Origin of the sequence: Bacillus sp. FSL K6-4563 (genome assembly GCF_038630405.1) — a bacterium.
GTDB lineage: Bacteria > Bacillota > Bacilli > Bacillales > Bacillaceae > Bacillus > Bacillus pumilus.
In genome coordinates this window covers 1,504,371-1,518,561 of record NZ_CP152030.1, presented here as the reverse complement: position 1 = coordinate 1,518,561, position 14,191 = coordinate 1,504,371, and the positions used below count along the sequence as shown (strand labels likewise).

Sequence of the window (14,191 nt, the reverse complement as noted above, 5' to 3'; positions counted from 1 at the left end):
CTGCAAAGGGCAGAGAGGGGCGTTCATTTGTGCATACACGTGCACAAATTGATCCGTTATCCTTCTCAGCCTCTCTGGACTGTTTTAAAGAATCTTCATTTCTTCGTTTATTATTTCAAAAAAAGAACGGCCTGTCAATCGTTATTTCTTAATGAATCGATAAAAGCTTGCATATCAGCAGGAATCGGTGCTGTGAACTCGATATATTCTCCTGTTCTAGGATGATCAAATCCTAAAACACCTGCATGCAGCAGCTGACCATTGAAATCGACTGTCTTTCTCGGTCCATATTTCGGATCTCCTGCAAGCGGATAGCCGATATATTTCATATGAACACGAATTTGGTGTGTTCTTCCTGTTTCAAGTCGGCACTCCACCACCGTGAAATCCTGAAAGCGTTCAATCACATCAAAGTGAGTGACGGCTTGTTTTGCACTTTCTTTTGTGACCGTCATGCTTTGGCGGTCTTTTTTGTCTCTGCCAATTGGGGCATCAATTGTGCCTGTATCATGCTGGATAATACCATGGACAACGGCCGTATATTTTCTTGTGACAGTTTTAGCCACAAGCTGATTGACGAGTGATTCATGCGCCATATCGTTTTTTGCGACCATTAACAGCCCAGATGTGTCTTTATCAATACGATGGACAATTCCAGGACGCATCACACCATTAATCCCTGATAAGTCCGTGCAATGTGCCATCAGGCCATTTACAAGTGTTCCTGACACGTGACCTGGTGCTGGATGAACGACCATTCCTCGTGGTTTATTCACCACTAGCACATCTGCATCCTCATAATAAATATCAAGATCCATTGGTTCTGCTTCTACATCTAGTACTTCTGGTTCTGGAATCTCGACTTTAATCTGATCTCCAGCTTGTACTTTGTAATTGGCTTTCACTTGTTTCCCGTTTACTTCGATCAGCCCATCCTTTACCCACTGCTGGACCTGGGTTCTTGACCATTCTGGTTCTGTCGTGCTTAGAAATTTATCAAGCCGTTCACTCGTTTGTTCTTCTGAAACGGCAATATTTACTTGATTCATGTAGTTGACTCCTTCGTTTTCTTTCCATCTAAAAGCATTTGAATAAAGAGCAGAATAACTCCTACACATAGAGAAGAATCTGCAATATTAAAGATTGGGTAGTGATAATTCCCAAAGACGAAATGAGCAAAATCTACCACTTCCTGACGGAAAACGCGGTCGATAAAATTCCCAATCGCTCCGCCAAGCATTAAGGCCAGCGCAACTCCAAGCAGCTTGTCCTTTTGTCCATGCTTTTGCAAATAATAAACAATTCCTGCAATAACAACGAGTGTGATCACATAGAAAAACCACATTTGTCCTTGGAGAATTCCCCATGCGGCGCCTGAATTTCGGTGAGACGTGATATAAAAGAAACCATCAATCACTGGATAAGAATCTCCGGGCATCATATTTTTGACAATGAGCCATTTTGTTAATTGATCTAAACAAATCATCACGAATGCGATTATGTAATAGAACACACACGTTCCTCCATCTTCATACTTTGATCTTTATGCATTTTATCAAGAAAACAGGAAGGAGTAAAGAAACTTTAGTTGACAGACAAAAACCTCCCTACATATGGAAGGCTTCAAAATGAGAATCATCTGATTCATGAGGATAAGGAGTGAATGCTTTTTTCTCGTATTGCTTATGATATAAAAAGTCGTCAGCCGTGCGGGCGGTAGGAAGAATACTCATTTGTTCAAGCGGAATGACATCACCTGTCGCCTCACATATACCAAAGGTTCCTTGCTCAATTTTTGCAATAGCGAGAGACACATCTTGAAGTTCTTCTTTGATGTGATAAAGAAGCGTGGCCGTTTGGACCTCGTTCATTGAGACATGCTCAGCGGGTGAACGAAATGATGCGTATTCAAACAGTTTAGCTTGCAGCTCTTCTTTCATTTGAAGGAGTTCCGTGTAAATCGTCTCTAGATCGCCATTCATGTCGCTATTTCAACTCCTGCCCTGTCGTGATAATCATATTGTTGCCCCGGCTGTCCACTTTAAAGCCATAAGATTTTTCCTTTCGTTCTAAACGCTGTCATTTCCGCAAAAAAGAAAACACCCCGCATATGGCGGGGCGCTAGTTGGTCATATCACACTGTTAATTCTGGTAATATTTTTCCACGATTTCAGCATTTTTCAGTGACAATGTTGGGTATTTCGGATTTGCACCAACATCTTTTGAAATAATACGAGAACGTTCGCATAGTTCTCCTTCTGCTTTTTGAACCAAAATTCTTCCTGAAGTGTATTCAGGTGCTGATGTGTCAGCATTTTGCTCATCTTCTACCGTTAATTCAGAGATGATAAAGAGCTGCTTCACATCTTCTTTAATGGATGCAAGAAGGTTTTTCACTTCTTCTGTCGCATAAAGGGTCACACTTGCTTCAAGAGAACGTCCGATGACTTTCTCGTTACGCGCAATTTCGAGCGCTTTTAGCACATCGTCACGCACTTCCATAAAGCGGTCAAACTTCGCTTCTGTCGCTTCCGCTTGAGAAACAGCCACACCTTCTGGCATATCTGTTAACTGAACACTTGGCTCTTCAACAAAGCTTAAGTGGCTCCATAATTCATCTGCTGTATGCGGAAGAATTGGTGCAGTCAGCTTCACTAATGCCATTAATGTTTCGTAGAAGACCGTCTGCATGCTACGGCGGTCTGGATGATCCGCATGCTCAATGTACACGACATCCTTTGCAAAGTCGAGATAGAAAGAGCTTAGCTCAATTGTACAGAAATTGTGAATCGCATGATACACGACCGCAAATTCGTAATCATCATAAGCCTTTTTCACTTTATCAATCAATTTGTTTAATTTGATCAAGATATATTGATCCACTTCGCGAAGCTCTTCTACAGGTACTGCATTGACTGCTGGATCAAAGTCAAATAGGTTACCATGCAGGAAGCGGAACGTGTTACGGATTTTACGATAGACCTCTGCTACTTGTTTTAAGATATCATCAGACACCGGGTGATCGGCTTGATAGTTGACAGAAGATACCCAAAGTCTAAGAATTTCAGCACCTAGTTGTTTAGCTACTTTGGCAGGTTCAATGGTATTTCCTAAGGATTTACTCATTTTACGTCCTTCTTTATCCAAAGTCATTCCATGGCTAACCACTCCTTTGTAAGGTGCTTTTCCTGTGATAGCTACAGAAGTAGATAAAGATGAGTTAAACCAGCCGCGATATTGGTCAGATCCTTCAAGGTAAAGGTCTGCTGGACGGACAAGGTCCTCTCTTTCTTCTAAAACGGCTTGGTGAGAAGAACCAGAATCAAACCATACATCCATGATATCCTGCTCTTTTGTGAATTCACCGTTCGGGCTACCTGGATGTGTAAAGCCTTCTGGCAAGAGCTCTTTCGCTTCTTTTTCAAACCAAATATTCGAGCCATGTTCTCTAAATAATTGAGAGACATGCTGAATGGTTTCATCTGTGATGATCGGCTCACCATTTTCTGCATAAAAGACCGGAATTGGAACGCCCCATACACGCTGTCTTGAAATGCACCAGTCGCCTCTGTCACGCACCATATTGAATAGGCGCGTTTCGCCCCATGCTGGCACCCATTTCGTTTCTTTAATATTGTCTAATAGCGCTTCTCTGAAGTCTTTAATCGAAGCAAACCACTGAGCGGTTGCACGATAAATCGTTGGTTTTTTCGTTCTCCAGTCATGCGGGTAAGAGTGCGTGATAAAGTCGAGCTTTTTCAGCGCGCCTTTTGCTTCAAGCTGTTCTGTGATGGCTTTATTGGCATCCTCGTAGAATAGTCCTTCAAAACCAGGTGCTTCGTCTGTCATGACACCTTTTTCATCTACTGGACATAGCACATCAAGACCGTATTTCATACTCACATTAAAGTCATCTTCCCCGTGACCTGGTGCTGTGTGAACACAGCCTGTACCTGCATCCGTTGTCACGTGGTCACCAAGCATCACAAGGGAATCTCTACCATAGATCGGATGCTCTGCAACGACGTTATCTAATTCTTTTCCTTTTAATGTTTTCACGACTTCATACTCTTCAAAGCCAAGCGTTTTTGCCACTTGTTCAACAAGCTCAGATGCGACAACATATCGCTCAGCACCTACTTGAAGAACGCTGTACTCTAGGTTTGGATGAACACAAATGCCAAGGTTTGCAGGAAGTGTCCAAGGTGTTGTTGTCCAGATGATGAATTGTTCGCCGTTTTCAAGTACGCCTTTTCCATCTTTCACTTTAAATGAAACGTAAATGGATGGTGAACGTTTGTCTTTATATTCAATTTCCGCTTCAGCAAGAGCTGACTCACTTGAAGGAGACCAGTTAACAGGTTTTAGTCCTTTGTAAATATAGCCTCTCTTCGCCATTTCACCGAAGACAAGTATTTGCTGCGCTTCATACTCAGGCTTTAACGTGACATATGGATTATCCCAGTCTGCTCTGACGCCTAATCGCTTAAATTGATCGCGCTGACCTTCGATTTGCTTCCAAGCATACTCCTCGCATAGTTTGCGGAATTCAGCTGTCGACATTTCTTTACGTTTGACTTTTTTATTTTTAGTGAGCGCTGTTTCAATTGGTAAGCCGTGTGTATCCCAGCCCGGTACGTACGGTGCATGGAAGCCATTCATTGATTTAAAACGGACAATAAAATCTTTTAGGATTTTATTGAGTGCGTGCCCCATATGAATGTCACCATTCGCATATGGAGGTCCATCATGCAAAATAAAGGTCGGGCGTCCTTTTGTACGCTCTAAAACCATTTGATAGATGTCTTTTTCTGCCCACTCCTCTTGGATTTCAGGCTCTTTGTTCGGCAAGTTCCCTCTCATTGGGAATTCTGTTTTCGGCATTAATAAGGTGTCTTTGTAGTTCATACCCATTCCTCCATATGCAAATTCTGATTAAAAAACAATAAAAAAAGCCCTCTCATCCCATAAGGGACGAGAAGGCTTGTCTCGCGGTACCACCCTTTTAGACAAGCGCTATGACACAGCCGCTTATCCACTCTAAAATCGTAACGTGATCAGACGCCTTTTCTTACTGGTCATTTCAGAAAAGGAACTAAAGGGGTGATCTCATTGCAGCGTCTCGTAATGTCAGGCTTCCACCATCCCTGATTCGCTTTATTACGCATATCACAACTGCGAGTGTCCCTTTCAAACGTTTATCTCTTGTTAATTTATGATGGTATTATATGCAACTTGCACACATCATGTCAAGATGATGCGCTTATTCTTTTTCATCAAAGACAGCGTCAACTTCATATTCCAGTAAATGATCCCAATCGTCATTTTTTAGAAGATCAAGCTGAGCTTCGATGAGCATTTGGAATCGAGTTCTAAAGACTTTCGACTGCTTCTTGAGCTCTTCGATTTCCATCGCAATCTTTCGTGATTTAGATAGCGCTTCGTTGATAATACGATCTGCATTTTTCTCCGCTTCACGAATAATCAATTTCGCTTCTTTATCAGAATGACGTTTGACGTCTTCTGCTGCTTCCTGCGCCACAAGAATTGATTTGTTTAATGTTTCTTCAATTATTGCAAAATGACCTAGTCTTTCGTCAAGCTCGTTTACTTTTTCTTCGAGTTCATTCTTTTTGCGAAGTACGATTTCGTAATCTTTACGTACTTGGCTTAAAAACTCGTTTACTTCATCTTCGTCATATCCGCGAAAGCTTTTTGTGAACGTTTTATTATGAATATCATTAGGTGTTAATGGCAACCTCGCCACCTCCAGATTCAAGTTCGTTATGTCAGAAGCTCAAATGTTACTTTAAATTTATCTTTTTTGGTCTTCCCATCAATCGTTTTGAGGCTAAAGCGGCCAAATCCCCTGACAGAGAGCTGATCGCCTTCGCCGATTGTAAAGGAAGGGTCCTCAGTGACTTTCCAGTTAACTTTGACAAGCCCATTTTTGACCAAAAGCTGTGCCTTTTGCCGAGACTGACGGCTGATTGCAGCACATACCGCATCAAGCCGCAGTGAAGAAATCGTATCTTCTTTGATGTCAGTCTTGCTCTTAACCGGCTTTAAATCTGCTTGCGTGATTTCCTCTAATGAAACGGAGGCTCTGCCGACATGCGTCAGCTGCGCTCGAACAAAATCGGCGACATCACTCGTACAAATAAACTGCACATCTTCCTCTGAAAATAACAAATCTCCAAACTTTTGACGCTTCAAGCCTGTCCCAATCAGTGAACCAAGAAGCTTCGGGTGTTCTAACGAAATAAACTTTTCCGCATAGTTCACCTGAAAATAAGACAGCTCAGCATCCTGAGTAGCCGGTTGTAAATATTCAGGATAAATAAGAGCTCTTTTACGCTCCGCTCCTTCATACCCGCCAAAAAACATGATTCCAAGCTCATCAGCATGCTGGATGACGGACTGGGTAATAAACTGCTCACGCGGATCAAGAAAGTCTGTTAATTTCATTCGATACTGGTCGAGTGCGATTTTTTTCCAGCCTAACACTTGGTCGACAAATGGCTGTTCGTCTTTTCTAAAATGTTGATAAATATCGCTCATTTTGTTCCCCTCTTATGTAAAAGAGCCTGGCAGCGCCAAGCCCGGCAGCCTGTCTACATGAAGCGTGCAATCATATTGTAAAGACCAGTTAGTCCATATGTTGATGCAAAACGAATCACAAGCAATGCCACAATTGGCGAGATGTCAATCATGCCAATTGGCGGAATAATTTTACGAAATGGTTCTAAATATGGTTCGCAAATATTTGTCAGAAAACGCCCAATTGATGTTTCTCTTGCTGATGGCACCCATGACATAAAGATGTAAATAATAATCGCGAATGAGTAAATCGTTAATACAGTCTGTAAAAGCTGGAAAATGTAATTTAGAATCACTATGATTTACCACCTCTGAGGTTCTTCCTCTGTCAAAAGTTCTGATATTGTGCCAGATACATCTACATTATCAGGTGTACAGAGGAATATATTCGAGCCAATACGCTGGATATCTCCACCGATTGCATATACAGTGCCGCTTAAGAAGTCGATGATTCGCTTTGCTTGATCGTGCTGAATGCGCTGCAAATTGACGACGACTGCACGTCTGTTTTTAATATGGTCTGCAATCTCCTGCGCTTCTGCATAAACACGCGGCTCACTTAACACCACTTTAGAGGATTTCTGCACGCTTTGCAAGCTGACGACATTTTGTTTTCCTGTCTGCGGACGCTCTTGAAATGCCGCTTTGTCCTTTGTTCCTTTTTCTTCTTGGACTGGTTCTCTTTCTTCATCAATATATTCGTACTCATACTCTTCATCGTCGAGAGTGAAAAAGCTTTTAAACTTATTTTTTATGCTCATGTCACGCACCTCCTGTTTCATTTCCAACAAGTGAAGAGCCAATCCGAACGAATGTCGCACCTTCTTCAATTGCGATTTCAAAATCATTTGACATGCCCATCGATAAATGCTGACAAGGTGCATTTACTTGGTTAAGATGTTTTACTTCTTCTTGAAGGTTTTTTAATGTTTTAAAGCAGTTTCGTATCACAGTGTGATCATCTGTAAATGGAGCCATCGTCATCAGTCCAGCAATTTCAATGTGTTTGAAATCAGCGAGCTGCTTGACAAATGGGATCACGTCTTCACTTTGTAAGCCATGTTTTGACTCCTCCAGCGATGTGTTCACCTGTACAAAACAGCGAACCGTGTGATCTGCTCTTTTTTCAATTTCATTCGCAAGAGAGATCCTGTCGAGCGAATGTAAGTAGTCAATGCTCTGAATGACAGATTTTACTTTTCGTGTTTGTAAACTGCCGATGAAGTGCCAGCTAATGCTTTCATCGGTTATAGCCGCTTGTTTTTCAAGTAACCCTTGGTCACGATTTTCACCAAAATGCAAAATTCCTGCTTCCTTGGCTTCTTGTGCTCGTTCAATTGAGACATATTTTGTGACAGCGACGACTGATATATCGTCTGGGTTCCGGCCGGCTCTTTTACATGCTTCGTTTATTTGTTCATTTATTTGTCTGAGATTCTCTCGTACATTCAATTGCTCTTATGCCTCCTTAAACCCGACAAAAGACATCATACGTCCTGTTTTTCCTTGATCACGCCGGTGTGAGAAGAATAGCTGATCATTACAGCTTGTGCACATCGAACTGACATGTATGTTTTCTTCTTTCATCCCTGCATGTAGCAATACGTTTTTGTTTAATGTTTTTAAGTCTAATTTATATTGTCCTTGTGATATCTCGGAATACACATCCTCTGTAGAACAGGGAAGCTGTTTCACTTGATTCAAGACCACATCATCAACTATGTAGCAGCAGCTGCCAATGGATGGTCCAATGACAACTTGTATTTGATCGGTCTTAGCACCTTCTTGATTGACCCATAGATCTATCATTTTTGCACCAATTTGCTTGACGGTTCCTTTCCACCCGGCATGGGCTGTTCCGATGAGTCCATGTTGCGGAGCTAGAAAATAAAGCGGAACACAATCGGCGAAACAAAGAGCGAGCATGATGTTCGGTTCAGACGTATATAAGCCGTCTGTTCCAGGCAGTGCCTCATGATAATGAAGACTTCCTCTTCCTCTTTGCTCCTTGGTGACTTTCTTGATGCGGTCCTCGTGTGTTTGGTCTGCAAACACCCAATCAGAGAGCGGCACAGCAGTAGCATCTGCTATGACTTGACGATTCATTTGGACACTAGAAGCATCATCTCCTACATGGAGTCCAGTGTTCAATGATTGATATGGAGAAAGGCTGAAGCCGCCATTTTTTGTCGTAAATCCGGCTAATACCTCTTTACCAGAACATGTCATGTTCGTCCAATCATGAATCATCATTGCATAAGGTGATTTCTGCTGAAAGGGGTCATAATTGTGTGTCAAAGCTGCCCTCCCACCTTTCATTCATCTCTCTTTATATCGCTCCTATTTTACCACAAGACATGCGTAGACAGTTAGTGGGATTCATTAAATATTACACTCAAATGTGCCCTTTCTACAGGTTTTTTTGCAAATTGATATGAAAACGTAATCTTTTTACCCGAAAAAGACATTGTTTGCTGAGAATGGAGAGCTTATGTTAAGGATCATTAAATGATTCATTGAGGAGTTATACGAATTTTAAGAAGACAATCGGACAAGTATCACATCTTCGCCAATTTTTACTATATTTCGCCACGGGACAATCATTTCCTCTTCTTTTCCGAAAAATCCCATCATTTTACCTGTACCGCCGATAATGATTGCTTGTATTTTACCACTCGTAACATTAATATCAATGTCCCCAATGGTGCCTAGTTTTTTTCCGCTGGACACATCGACAACATCCTTGATTTGGAATTCAGAAATACTGATCATCTGTCCTTCCCCGCCTTTCGTTTTCTACTATAATATGTATGATGGAAAAGCAGGGACGCAGACCAATAGTTTCTTTTATCTACAATTTACTTAAGTGAGGACGGCCATTTCTCCACATCACATCTACCGGACATTCAAAGAAGGAAGAAAGCAAGTCGCTTGTCATCATTTCTTTTGTTTTCCCTTGATCAAAAACAGTCCCATCTTTTAATAATAAGGTGTGCTGAAAAACAGGCAAAATCTCTTCTGCATGATGGGTCGTGTAAAGCAAAGTAGGCGCATCAGGCTTTGAAGCAATGAATGAGATGGTCTCTAGCACCTGTTCTCTTGCTAAAAAATCAAGACCTGTCACAGGCTCATCTAAAATCAGGAGCTTGGGATCATTCATTAAAGCCCTCGCAATCAGGACTTTCTGCTTTTCTCCTTGTGAGAGTGTTTCATATGTCCGGTTTGCATATTTGAACGAACCAAATGCTTTTAATAGATCAATGGCTTTCTCCCTTATCTCATCTGTCGGGGTTTCATAAAGCCCGATAGAGGCAAATGCCCCGCTGAGAACAATTTCAAATGCATTGTCGTCTCTGTGCAGTTTCTTTTCAAGTCCCGCAGAAATGAGGCCAATTTTCTTCCTGAGCTTTTCGCCGAGAGCCTCCTTGCCAAAGATATGTCCCAGCACGGTCATCTCACCTGATGTAGGGAAATAATATGAGCAGAGCATATTTAATAAAGCGGTTTTCCCCGCACCATTTAAACCGTAAAGCACCCAGTGCTCCTCTTTGTTCACATGCCAGTCAACAGACTGAAGCAGCCATTTTCCATTTCGTTTTAAAGAAACATTCTTCAATTCAAGTGACACCATCATTTCCCCCTGATTAAAAATTCCGAATAAACAAATAATGAATGTTTACAGCATATCGCAATTGCTCTTTCTGGTAAACCTCACATAAAAAAGCTGCTCCTTTTACGGAACAGCTTTTCTTCATAGCTACGAAATTTCAATTCGTACGCCTTCTTTTATATCAGGAAACGTGTGCGGGGATGCAAAGACAGCTCCCGGTAATACATCATCAAACGGCTCTTGGAAGTAGATCGAAATATGGCCGAGTTCTTTAAAGTTGTCATTTGCTTTATTGCCGAGGGCTGTGATCGTGTACGTTTGATCGCCCACTTGAATAGTACCACCCAGTTTCAACGGCTCTTCTTCTAAATGTTCGAACTCATGAATGACGGACATATCTCTTAATTCCTGAGGCGCTGCGGGTCCAAATAAAACAATCAGCTTATCTTCTTTAAATTGCGGGACTAAGATCCCGATTTCTTTTACGACAGATTGTGTGACCATGTATATCGATTCCTCCTTTAATACGTTTAATACATACCGAAGCTGGCAGCGTATGCGATCACAACAGATAGAACCCCTGTAATGAGACGGCTATACAAAACAGCTGGTACTCCATATTGTACCGTTTCCGGCTTCGCTTCACCAAGTGACAGACCCACTGGAATGAAATCACACCCTACTTGACCGTTGATGGCAAATAGTGCAGGAAGTGCAAATTGAGGCGGAATATTTCCTAGTGCAATTTGACTACCAATCAGAACACCGATCACTTGTGCAATGACTGCACCAGGTCCTAAGACAGGTGATAGGAATGGCAATGTACAGACCACAACGAGCAGTAAGAGTCCCCAAATAGATCCTGCCAGTGGTGATAGAAAATGGGCAATCAAGTCACCAATTTTTGTATAATTGATAATTCCAATTAACATACTGACAAATGCCATGAATGGAATAATGTTTTTCAAAAGCATATCAACGGAATCACGACCAGCCTGATAGAACGTACCGGTGACTTTCCCAATTCCTCTTGAGAACCTCATCAGGAAATTACCTTTTTCCTGACGCTCGAGATTTTCCTCTTTCAGTTTTGAATAGGTTTCTTTGAAATTCTCCTTGTCAATCGGCTCACTGTTTTCCTGACCTTCTACTTTTGCCTCACCACTTGATGCTTCCGCAAAGGAAATATCTTTTTCTGTAACGCCTGATACGAAGATATCCTCTGTAATATGTTTTGCAAGCGGTCCAGAAGGAGAGGATGCCAAAACGTCTACAGTTGGAATGCGCTTCATTGGATAAAGTCCGATTCGTGCGGTTCCTCCGCAATCAATGACAACACACATCATTTCATCTTCTGGTATCGAGTTTTTAAAGCCATCACATGCTTCTGTCCCTGTCATTTCTGCAATTTTACGTGCAACTGGGTGAATGCCTCCCCCTGTAATGGAAACAACCTTTCTTTTTTTACCGGTTGGTTCAAGCTCCAAGCCTTCTCCCCATCCTCCAGCACCTTTTGCAACAAATACTTTGTGGTTTGTCATGTCTAACCCTCCCCTATTGTGAATTCGCTTTCATTTTTCCTGCTAAGTACTTTGTAATCCATTCAGTAATAATACCGCGAAGTAAAATGACGACGATCCCGACTAAGAAGTACCGTACAGCAAGCTCTGACATTGAGTATCCTGCTTCTTTAATACCGTTCGCAATCCCTAAGTAGACAAACAGTTCTCCTGCGTTGGCATACGGAAACAGTGATGTCACCGGATGAACAAATGAAACAGCTGAATCATAGAATGCTGGTTTTTGTTTTTCGGGTAAGAAGCGGCCAAACGTATAAGCCATCGGGTTTGTCAAAATAAGAACGGATAAGATCGGCATTAACGTGTAGCGCAAAATTGTATATTTCGCAGCAAACTGAATCGCTCTATTCACTCGCTCTTCTCCAATAAACTTCATGACAGCATAAGTGAAAGTAAGTAACACAACAAGCGTTGGAACGATACCTGTAACAAGACCCATGAATTGCTTTCCGCCGGCTTCAAACATTCCGATAAAGTGCTCTCCAAACCATTGAATCCATTCCATGTTTCATCTCCCCTTTCTTTAGTTCACATTTGTTATATTTTTTTTCGAAATCGAGACAAGTGCCTGTTCAGCCGCCATGGAAAGTGCGTGCATGACAGCTGGCCCCTTTTTACGTTTTTTCAACGTCTGCTTCATCATATGGTGCTCGTCTAACACAGCCCCTACATGCTTTCCTTCATATGAAGGGACTTCTTTAAATTTAGATAAGATCGACACACCGCCAAGCACATGGCATTTTTGAATGATATACGATTCATCTACAATGATGAGCGCAATGGCTCCAGGGCCAACTTTGCGCCGCTCCATTCCTGAAAATAAGTGATAGCCCTGCTTCCCTCTGTAATCATCAATAAGTGAATCCATGCTCTTGCGGTAGTACTTGATTTGAATAAAAGATAACCCGTACTGCACAATGAGAATGATACAAAGTACGATCGCTAATTTTTCCACAGCTTCACGTCCTTATGATTGAAATAAATGATCTTGTAATGATCGCAGCTTCCAGACCGTTGTGTTTGAATCAAGCTCTACATCATCATGAGTCAGGAATTGTCCTAATTTGATGTCTTTTTTCGCTACGACTTTTCCGCTAATTAAACCAATTGGAATGTGGCCGTTCGTTTTCATGTCTTGATGTGTTTCAAGAACACCTCTTACAGAGTATCCGCCAATCCCGTCAAGTGATTCTCCAGCTTTAATATCTCTTTTTGCCACAGCGACTGTTTCTGATACTGGTACACCAATTGGGTGAATGGATGAATCATGCTGTAAGACCGCTTTTGCGATGGTAACAGGTGTTTCAAGACTCGCTAAGTGGAAAGGACGGTAAAGTGTGTAGTGTGGGCCTTTTCCAACTTTTAAGTAGCGCAGCTCTTCATCTACAGGCTCAAGGTCACTCTTCACGATGACAAATACACCTGGTGCAAGTCCATTTACATATTCAACGACTCCGAAGTTATCAAGCACGCCGCCTTGCTGTTTTTGATTCAATTTATCTGCTACATTTTCTAAATTTGCTTCGACTCCGTGCATACCGACTTTATCTGGCAGAAGCCCTGTCGCGTTACTTAATAAGTTCATTTCCGCCATTGTTTTTGTTCCGTCCTGGAATGCAGCCAGCATATGTGAACTCATATGTTTACTATCTGCTTCTGCTTGACACGTATCTGGATTTGCTTCTGGGAAGAATGGGTTGTTCTTTCCTTTCCCAGCAACGAGTACCTCAAGACCCATTGTTTTCGCAAATTCATATAATTCTAGTGTTGCTGCTGGTTCGTCTCCAGCTGATCCTGAGTAAACAAGTCCTGCATTTGTGAATAACTTATGCATGACCAACCCGATGGTAATATCAACTTCTACATTTAAAAGAACGAGATGTTTTTTTGAATTAAGCGCTTCCAAAGAAATGTTTGCTCCGACCTCTGGGACACCTGTTGCATCTACGACAACTTCTACGGAATCTGATTGAATCACTTCTCTGTAATCATTTGTGACAACCATTTGATGCGGCTTTGCATGCTGCTTGTAAAAATTCGCTGCCTTCTCTGCTGCACTAAGGTGAATATCACAAACACCAGCAACAATCATGCCTGGAATTTTAGAAATTTGTGAAATGAGTCCAAAGCCCATTTGGCCTGCTCCAATAATCCCTACTTTGATTGGATCTCCACTGCGTTCTCGAGCTAACAATTGTTGATAGATTGACATCTAAATCATCCTTTCAGGTTTTCTTGCTTCTCAATAGATTGCTAGAAATATAATCTGAAACTTTTAACAAATGTTATAAAAATTAACAAAAATCTGTTTCTTGTAACATTTGTTATTTTGTTTATCATTTGTTATGAACTTAGTTTATATGATGTGTCAACTTTGTGTCAAGATAAAATCGATAAAATT

The 14,191-nt window shown here is 41.6% G+C and carries 17 protein-coding genes and 1 other annotated feature; all 17 genes read right to left on the bottom strand.

Features of this window, described 5'->3' with window-relative positions; genetic code table 11:
• Window positions 1-134: 134 nt before the first annotated feature.
• A complete protein-coding gene (locus MHH54_RS07545; RefSeq protein ID WP_003212422.1) occupies window positions 135-1,049 on the bottom strand; it encodes an RluA family pseudouridine synthase in 915 nt (304 codons plus the stop codon).
• Window positions 1,046-1,513: a signal peptidase II gene (gene lspA / locus MHH54_RS07540; protein WP_003212011.1), complete on the bottom strand. Its 468-nt coding sequence runs from the start codon at window positions 1,511-1,513 to the stop codon at window positions 1,046-1,048. Before lspA ends, MHH54_RS07545 begins: the two co-directional genes overlap by 4 nt.
• 94 nt (window positions 1,514-1,607) lie before the next feature.
• On the bottom strand, window positions 1,608-1,982 hold the full coding sequence (locus MHH54_RS07535; RefSeq protein WP_050945086.1) for a TraR/DksA family transcriptional regulator: 375 nt from the start codon (window positions 1,980-1,982) through the stop codon (window positions 1,608-1,610).
• A gap of 160 nt (window positions 1,983-2,142) precedes the next feature.
• Window positions 2,143-4,908, bottom strand: coding sequence for an isoleucine--tRNA ligase (gene ileS, locus MHH54_RS07530; RefSeq protein WP_342500834.1), 2,766 nt, complete (start codon window positions 4,906-4,908; stop codon window positions 2,143-2,145).
• A gap of 59 nt (window positions 4,909-4,967) precedes the next feature.
• Window positions 4,968-5,202, bottom strand: a binding site (T-box leader).
• Between the two features lie 61 nt (window positions 5,203-5,263).
• Window positions 5,264-5,758 carry a DivIVA domain-containing protein gene (locus MHH54_RS07525; protein WP_044141980.1) on the bottom strand — a complete coding sequence of 165 codons (495 nt, stop codon included), beginning with the start codon at window positions 5,756-5,758 and terminating at the stop codon, window positions 5,264-5,266.
• A gap of 26 nt (window positions 5,759-5,784) precedes the next feature.
• Complete coding sequence (locus MHH54_RS07520) at window positions 5,785-6,561, bottom strand: RNA-binding protein (RefSeq protein ID WP_342500833.1); 777 nt, start codon at window positions 6,559-6,561, stop codon at window positions 5,785-5,787.
• Between the two features lie 53 nt (window positions 6,562-6,614).
• Window positions 6,615-6,896 carry a YggT family protein gene (locus MHH54_RS07515; RefSeq protein WP_106028977.1) on the bottom strand — a complete coding sequence of 94 codons (282 nt, stop codon included), beginning with the start codon at window positions 6,894-6,896 and terminating at the stop codon, window positions 6,615-6,617.
• A gap of 6 nt (window positions 6,897-6,902) precedes the next feature.
• Complete coding sequence (gene sepF, locus MHH54_RS07510) at window positions 6,903-7,361, bottom strand: cell division protein SepF (protein WP_003212271.1); 459 nt, start codon at window positions 7,359-7,361, stop codon at window positions 6,903-6,905.
• A 1-nt stretch (window position 7,362) separates the two neighbouring features.
• Window positions 7,363-8,052: a YggS family pyridoxal phosphate-dependent enzyme gene (locus MHH54_RS07505; RefSeq protein WP_106028978.1), complete on the bottom strand. Its 690-nt coding sequence runs from the start codon at window positions 8,050-8,052 to the stop codon at window positions 7,363-7,365.
• 6 nt (window positions 8,053-8,058) lie between these two features.
• Window positions 8,059-8,898: a peptidoglycan editing factor PgeF gene (pgeF, locus tag MHH54_RS07500; protein WP_342500832.1), complete on the bottom strand. Its 840-nt coding sequence runs from the start codon at window positions 8,896-8,898 to the stop codon at window positions 8,059-8,061.
• A gap of 237 nt (window positions 8,899-9,135) precedes the next feature.
• Entirely contained in the window at window positions 9,136-9,372 is a 237-nt protein-coding gene (locus tag MHH54_RS07495; RefSeq protein WP_008344958.1) for a YlmC/YmxH family sporulation protein, read from the bottom strand.
• Between the two features lie 79 nt (window positions 9,373-9,451).
• Window positions 9,452-10,228 carry an ABC transporter ATP-binding protein gene (locus MHH54_RS07490; RefSeq protein ID WP_034620040.1) on the bottom strand — a complete coding sequence of 259 codons (777 nt, stop codon included), beginning with the start codon at window positions 10,226-10,228 and terminating at the stop codon, window positions 9,452-9,454.
• 129 nt (window positions 10,229-10,357) lie between these two features.
• Window positions 10,358-10,714 carry a PTS glucitol/sorbitol transporter subunit IIA gene (locus MHH54_RS07485; protein WP_007499733.1) on the bottom strand — a complete coding sequence of 119 codons (357 nt, stop codon included), beginning with the start codon at window positions 10,712-10,714 and terminating at the stop codon, window positions 10,358-10,360.
• Between the two features lie 26 nt (window positions 10,715-10,740).
• Window positions 10,741-11,751, bottom strand: a complete 1,011-nt coding sequence (locus MHH54_RS07480) for a PTS glucitol/sorbitol transporter subunit IIB (RefSeq protein ID WP_342500831.1) — start codon at window positions 11,749-11,751, stop codon at window positions 10,741-10,743.
• Between the two features lie 13 nt (window positions 11,752-11,764).
• A complete protein-coding gene (locus tag MHH54_RS07475; protein WP_003210918.1) occupies window positions 11,765-12,295 on the bottom strand; it encodes a PTS glucitol/sorbitol transporter subunit IIC in 531 nt (176 codons plus the stop codon).
• Window positions 12,296-12,313: 18 nt separating this feature from the next.
• Window positions 12,314-12,745 (bottom strand): transcriptional regulator GutM, encoded by a 432-nt coding sequence (locus tag MHH54_RS07470; protein ID WP_003212289.1) that lies wholly within the window; start codon window positions 12,743-12,745, stop codon window positions 12,314-12,316.
• A gap of 12 nt (window positions 12,746-12,757) precedes the next feature.
• Window positions 12,758-14,002 (bottom strand): SAF domain-containing protein, encoded by a 1,245-nt coding sequence (locus MHH54_RS07465; protein WP_003212501.1) that lies wholly within the window; start codon window positions 14,000-14,002, stop codon window positions 12,758-12,760.
• Window positions 14,003-14,191 lie beyond the last annotated feature (189 nt).

Bases quoted from the DNA above. Each gene is read 5' to 3' on its own strand.
- ileS (WP_342500834.1), bottom strand. From the start codon at position 4,908: ATGAACTACAAAGACACCTTATTAATGCCGAAAACAGAATTCCCAATG.
- MHH54_RS07475 (WP_003210918.1), bottom strand. From the start codon at position 12,295: ATGGAATGGATTCAATGGTTTGGAGAGCACTTTATCGGAATGTTTGAA.
- sepF (WP_003212271.1), bottom strand. From the start codon at position 7,361: ATGAGCATAAAAAATAAGTTTAAAAGCTTTTTCACTCTCGACGATGAA.
- MHH54_RS07495 (WP_008344958.1), bottom strand. From the start codon at position 9,372: ATGATCAGTATTTCTGAATTCCAAATCAAGGATGTTGTCGATGTGTCC.
- MHH54_RS07480 (WP_342500831.1), bottom strand. From the start codon at position 11,751: ATGACAAACCACAAAGTATTTGTTGCAAAAGGTGCTGGAGGATGGGGA.
- MHH54_RS07545 (WP_003212422.1), bottom strand. From the start codon at position 1,049: ATGAATCAAGTAAATATTGCCGTTTCAGAAGAACAAACGAGTGAACGG.
- MHH54_RS07535 (WP_050945086.1), bottom strand. From the start codon at position 1,982: ATGAATGGCGATCTAGAGACGATTTACACGGAACTCCTTCAAATGAAA.
- MHH54_RS07465 (WP_003212501.1), bottom strand. From the start codon at position 14,002: ATGTCAATCTATCAACAATTGTTAGCTCGAGAACGCAGTGGAGATCCA.
- MHH54_RS07485 (WP_007499733.1), bottom strand. From the start codon at position 10,714: ATGGTCACACAATCTGTCGTAAAAGAAATCGGGATCTTAGTCCCGCAA.
- MHH54_RS07520 (WP_342500833.1), bottom strand. From the start codon at position 6,561: ATGAGCGATATTTATCAACATTTTAGAAAAGACGAACAGCCATTTGTC.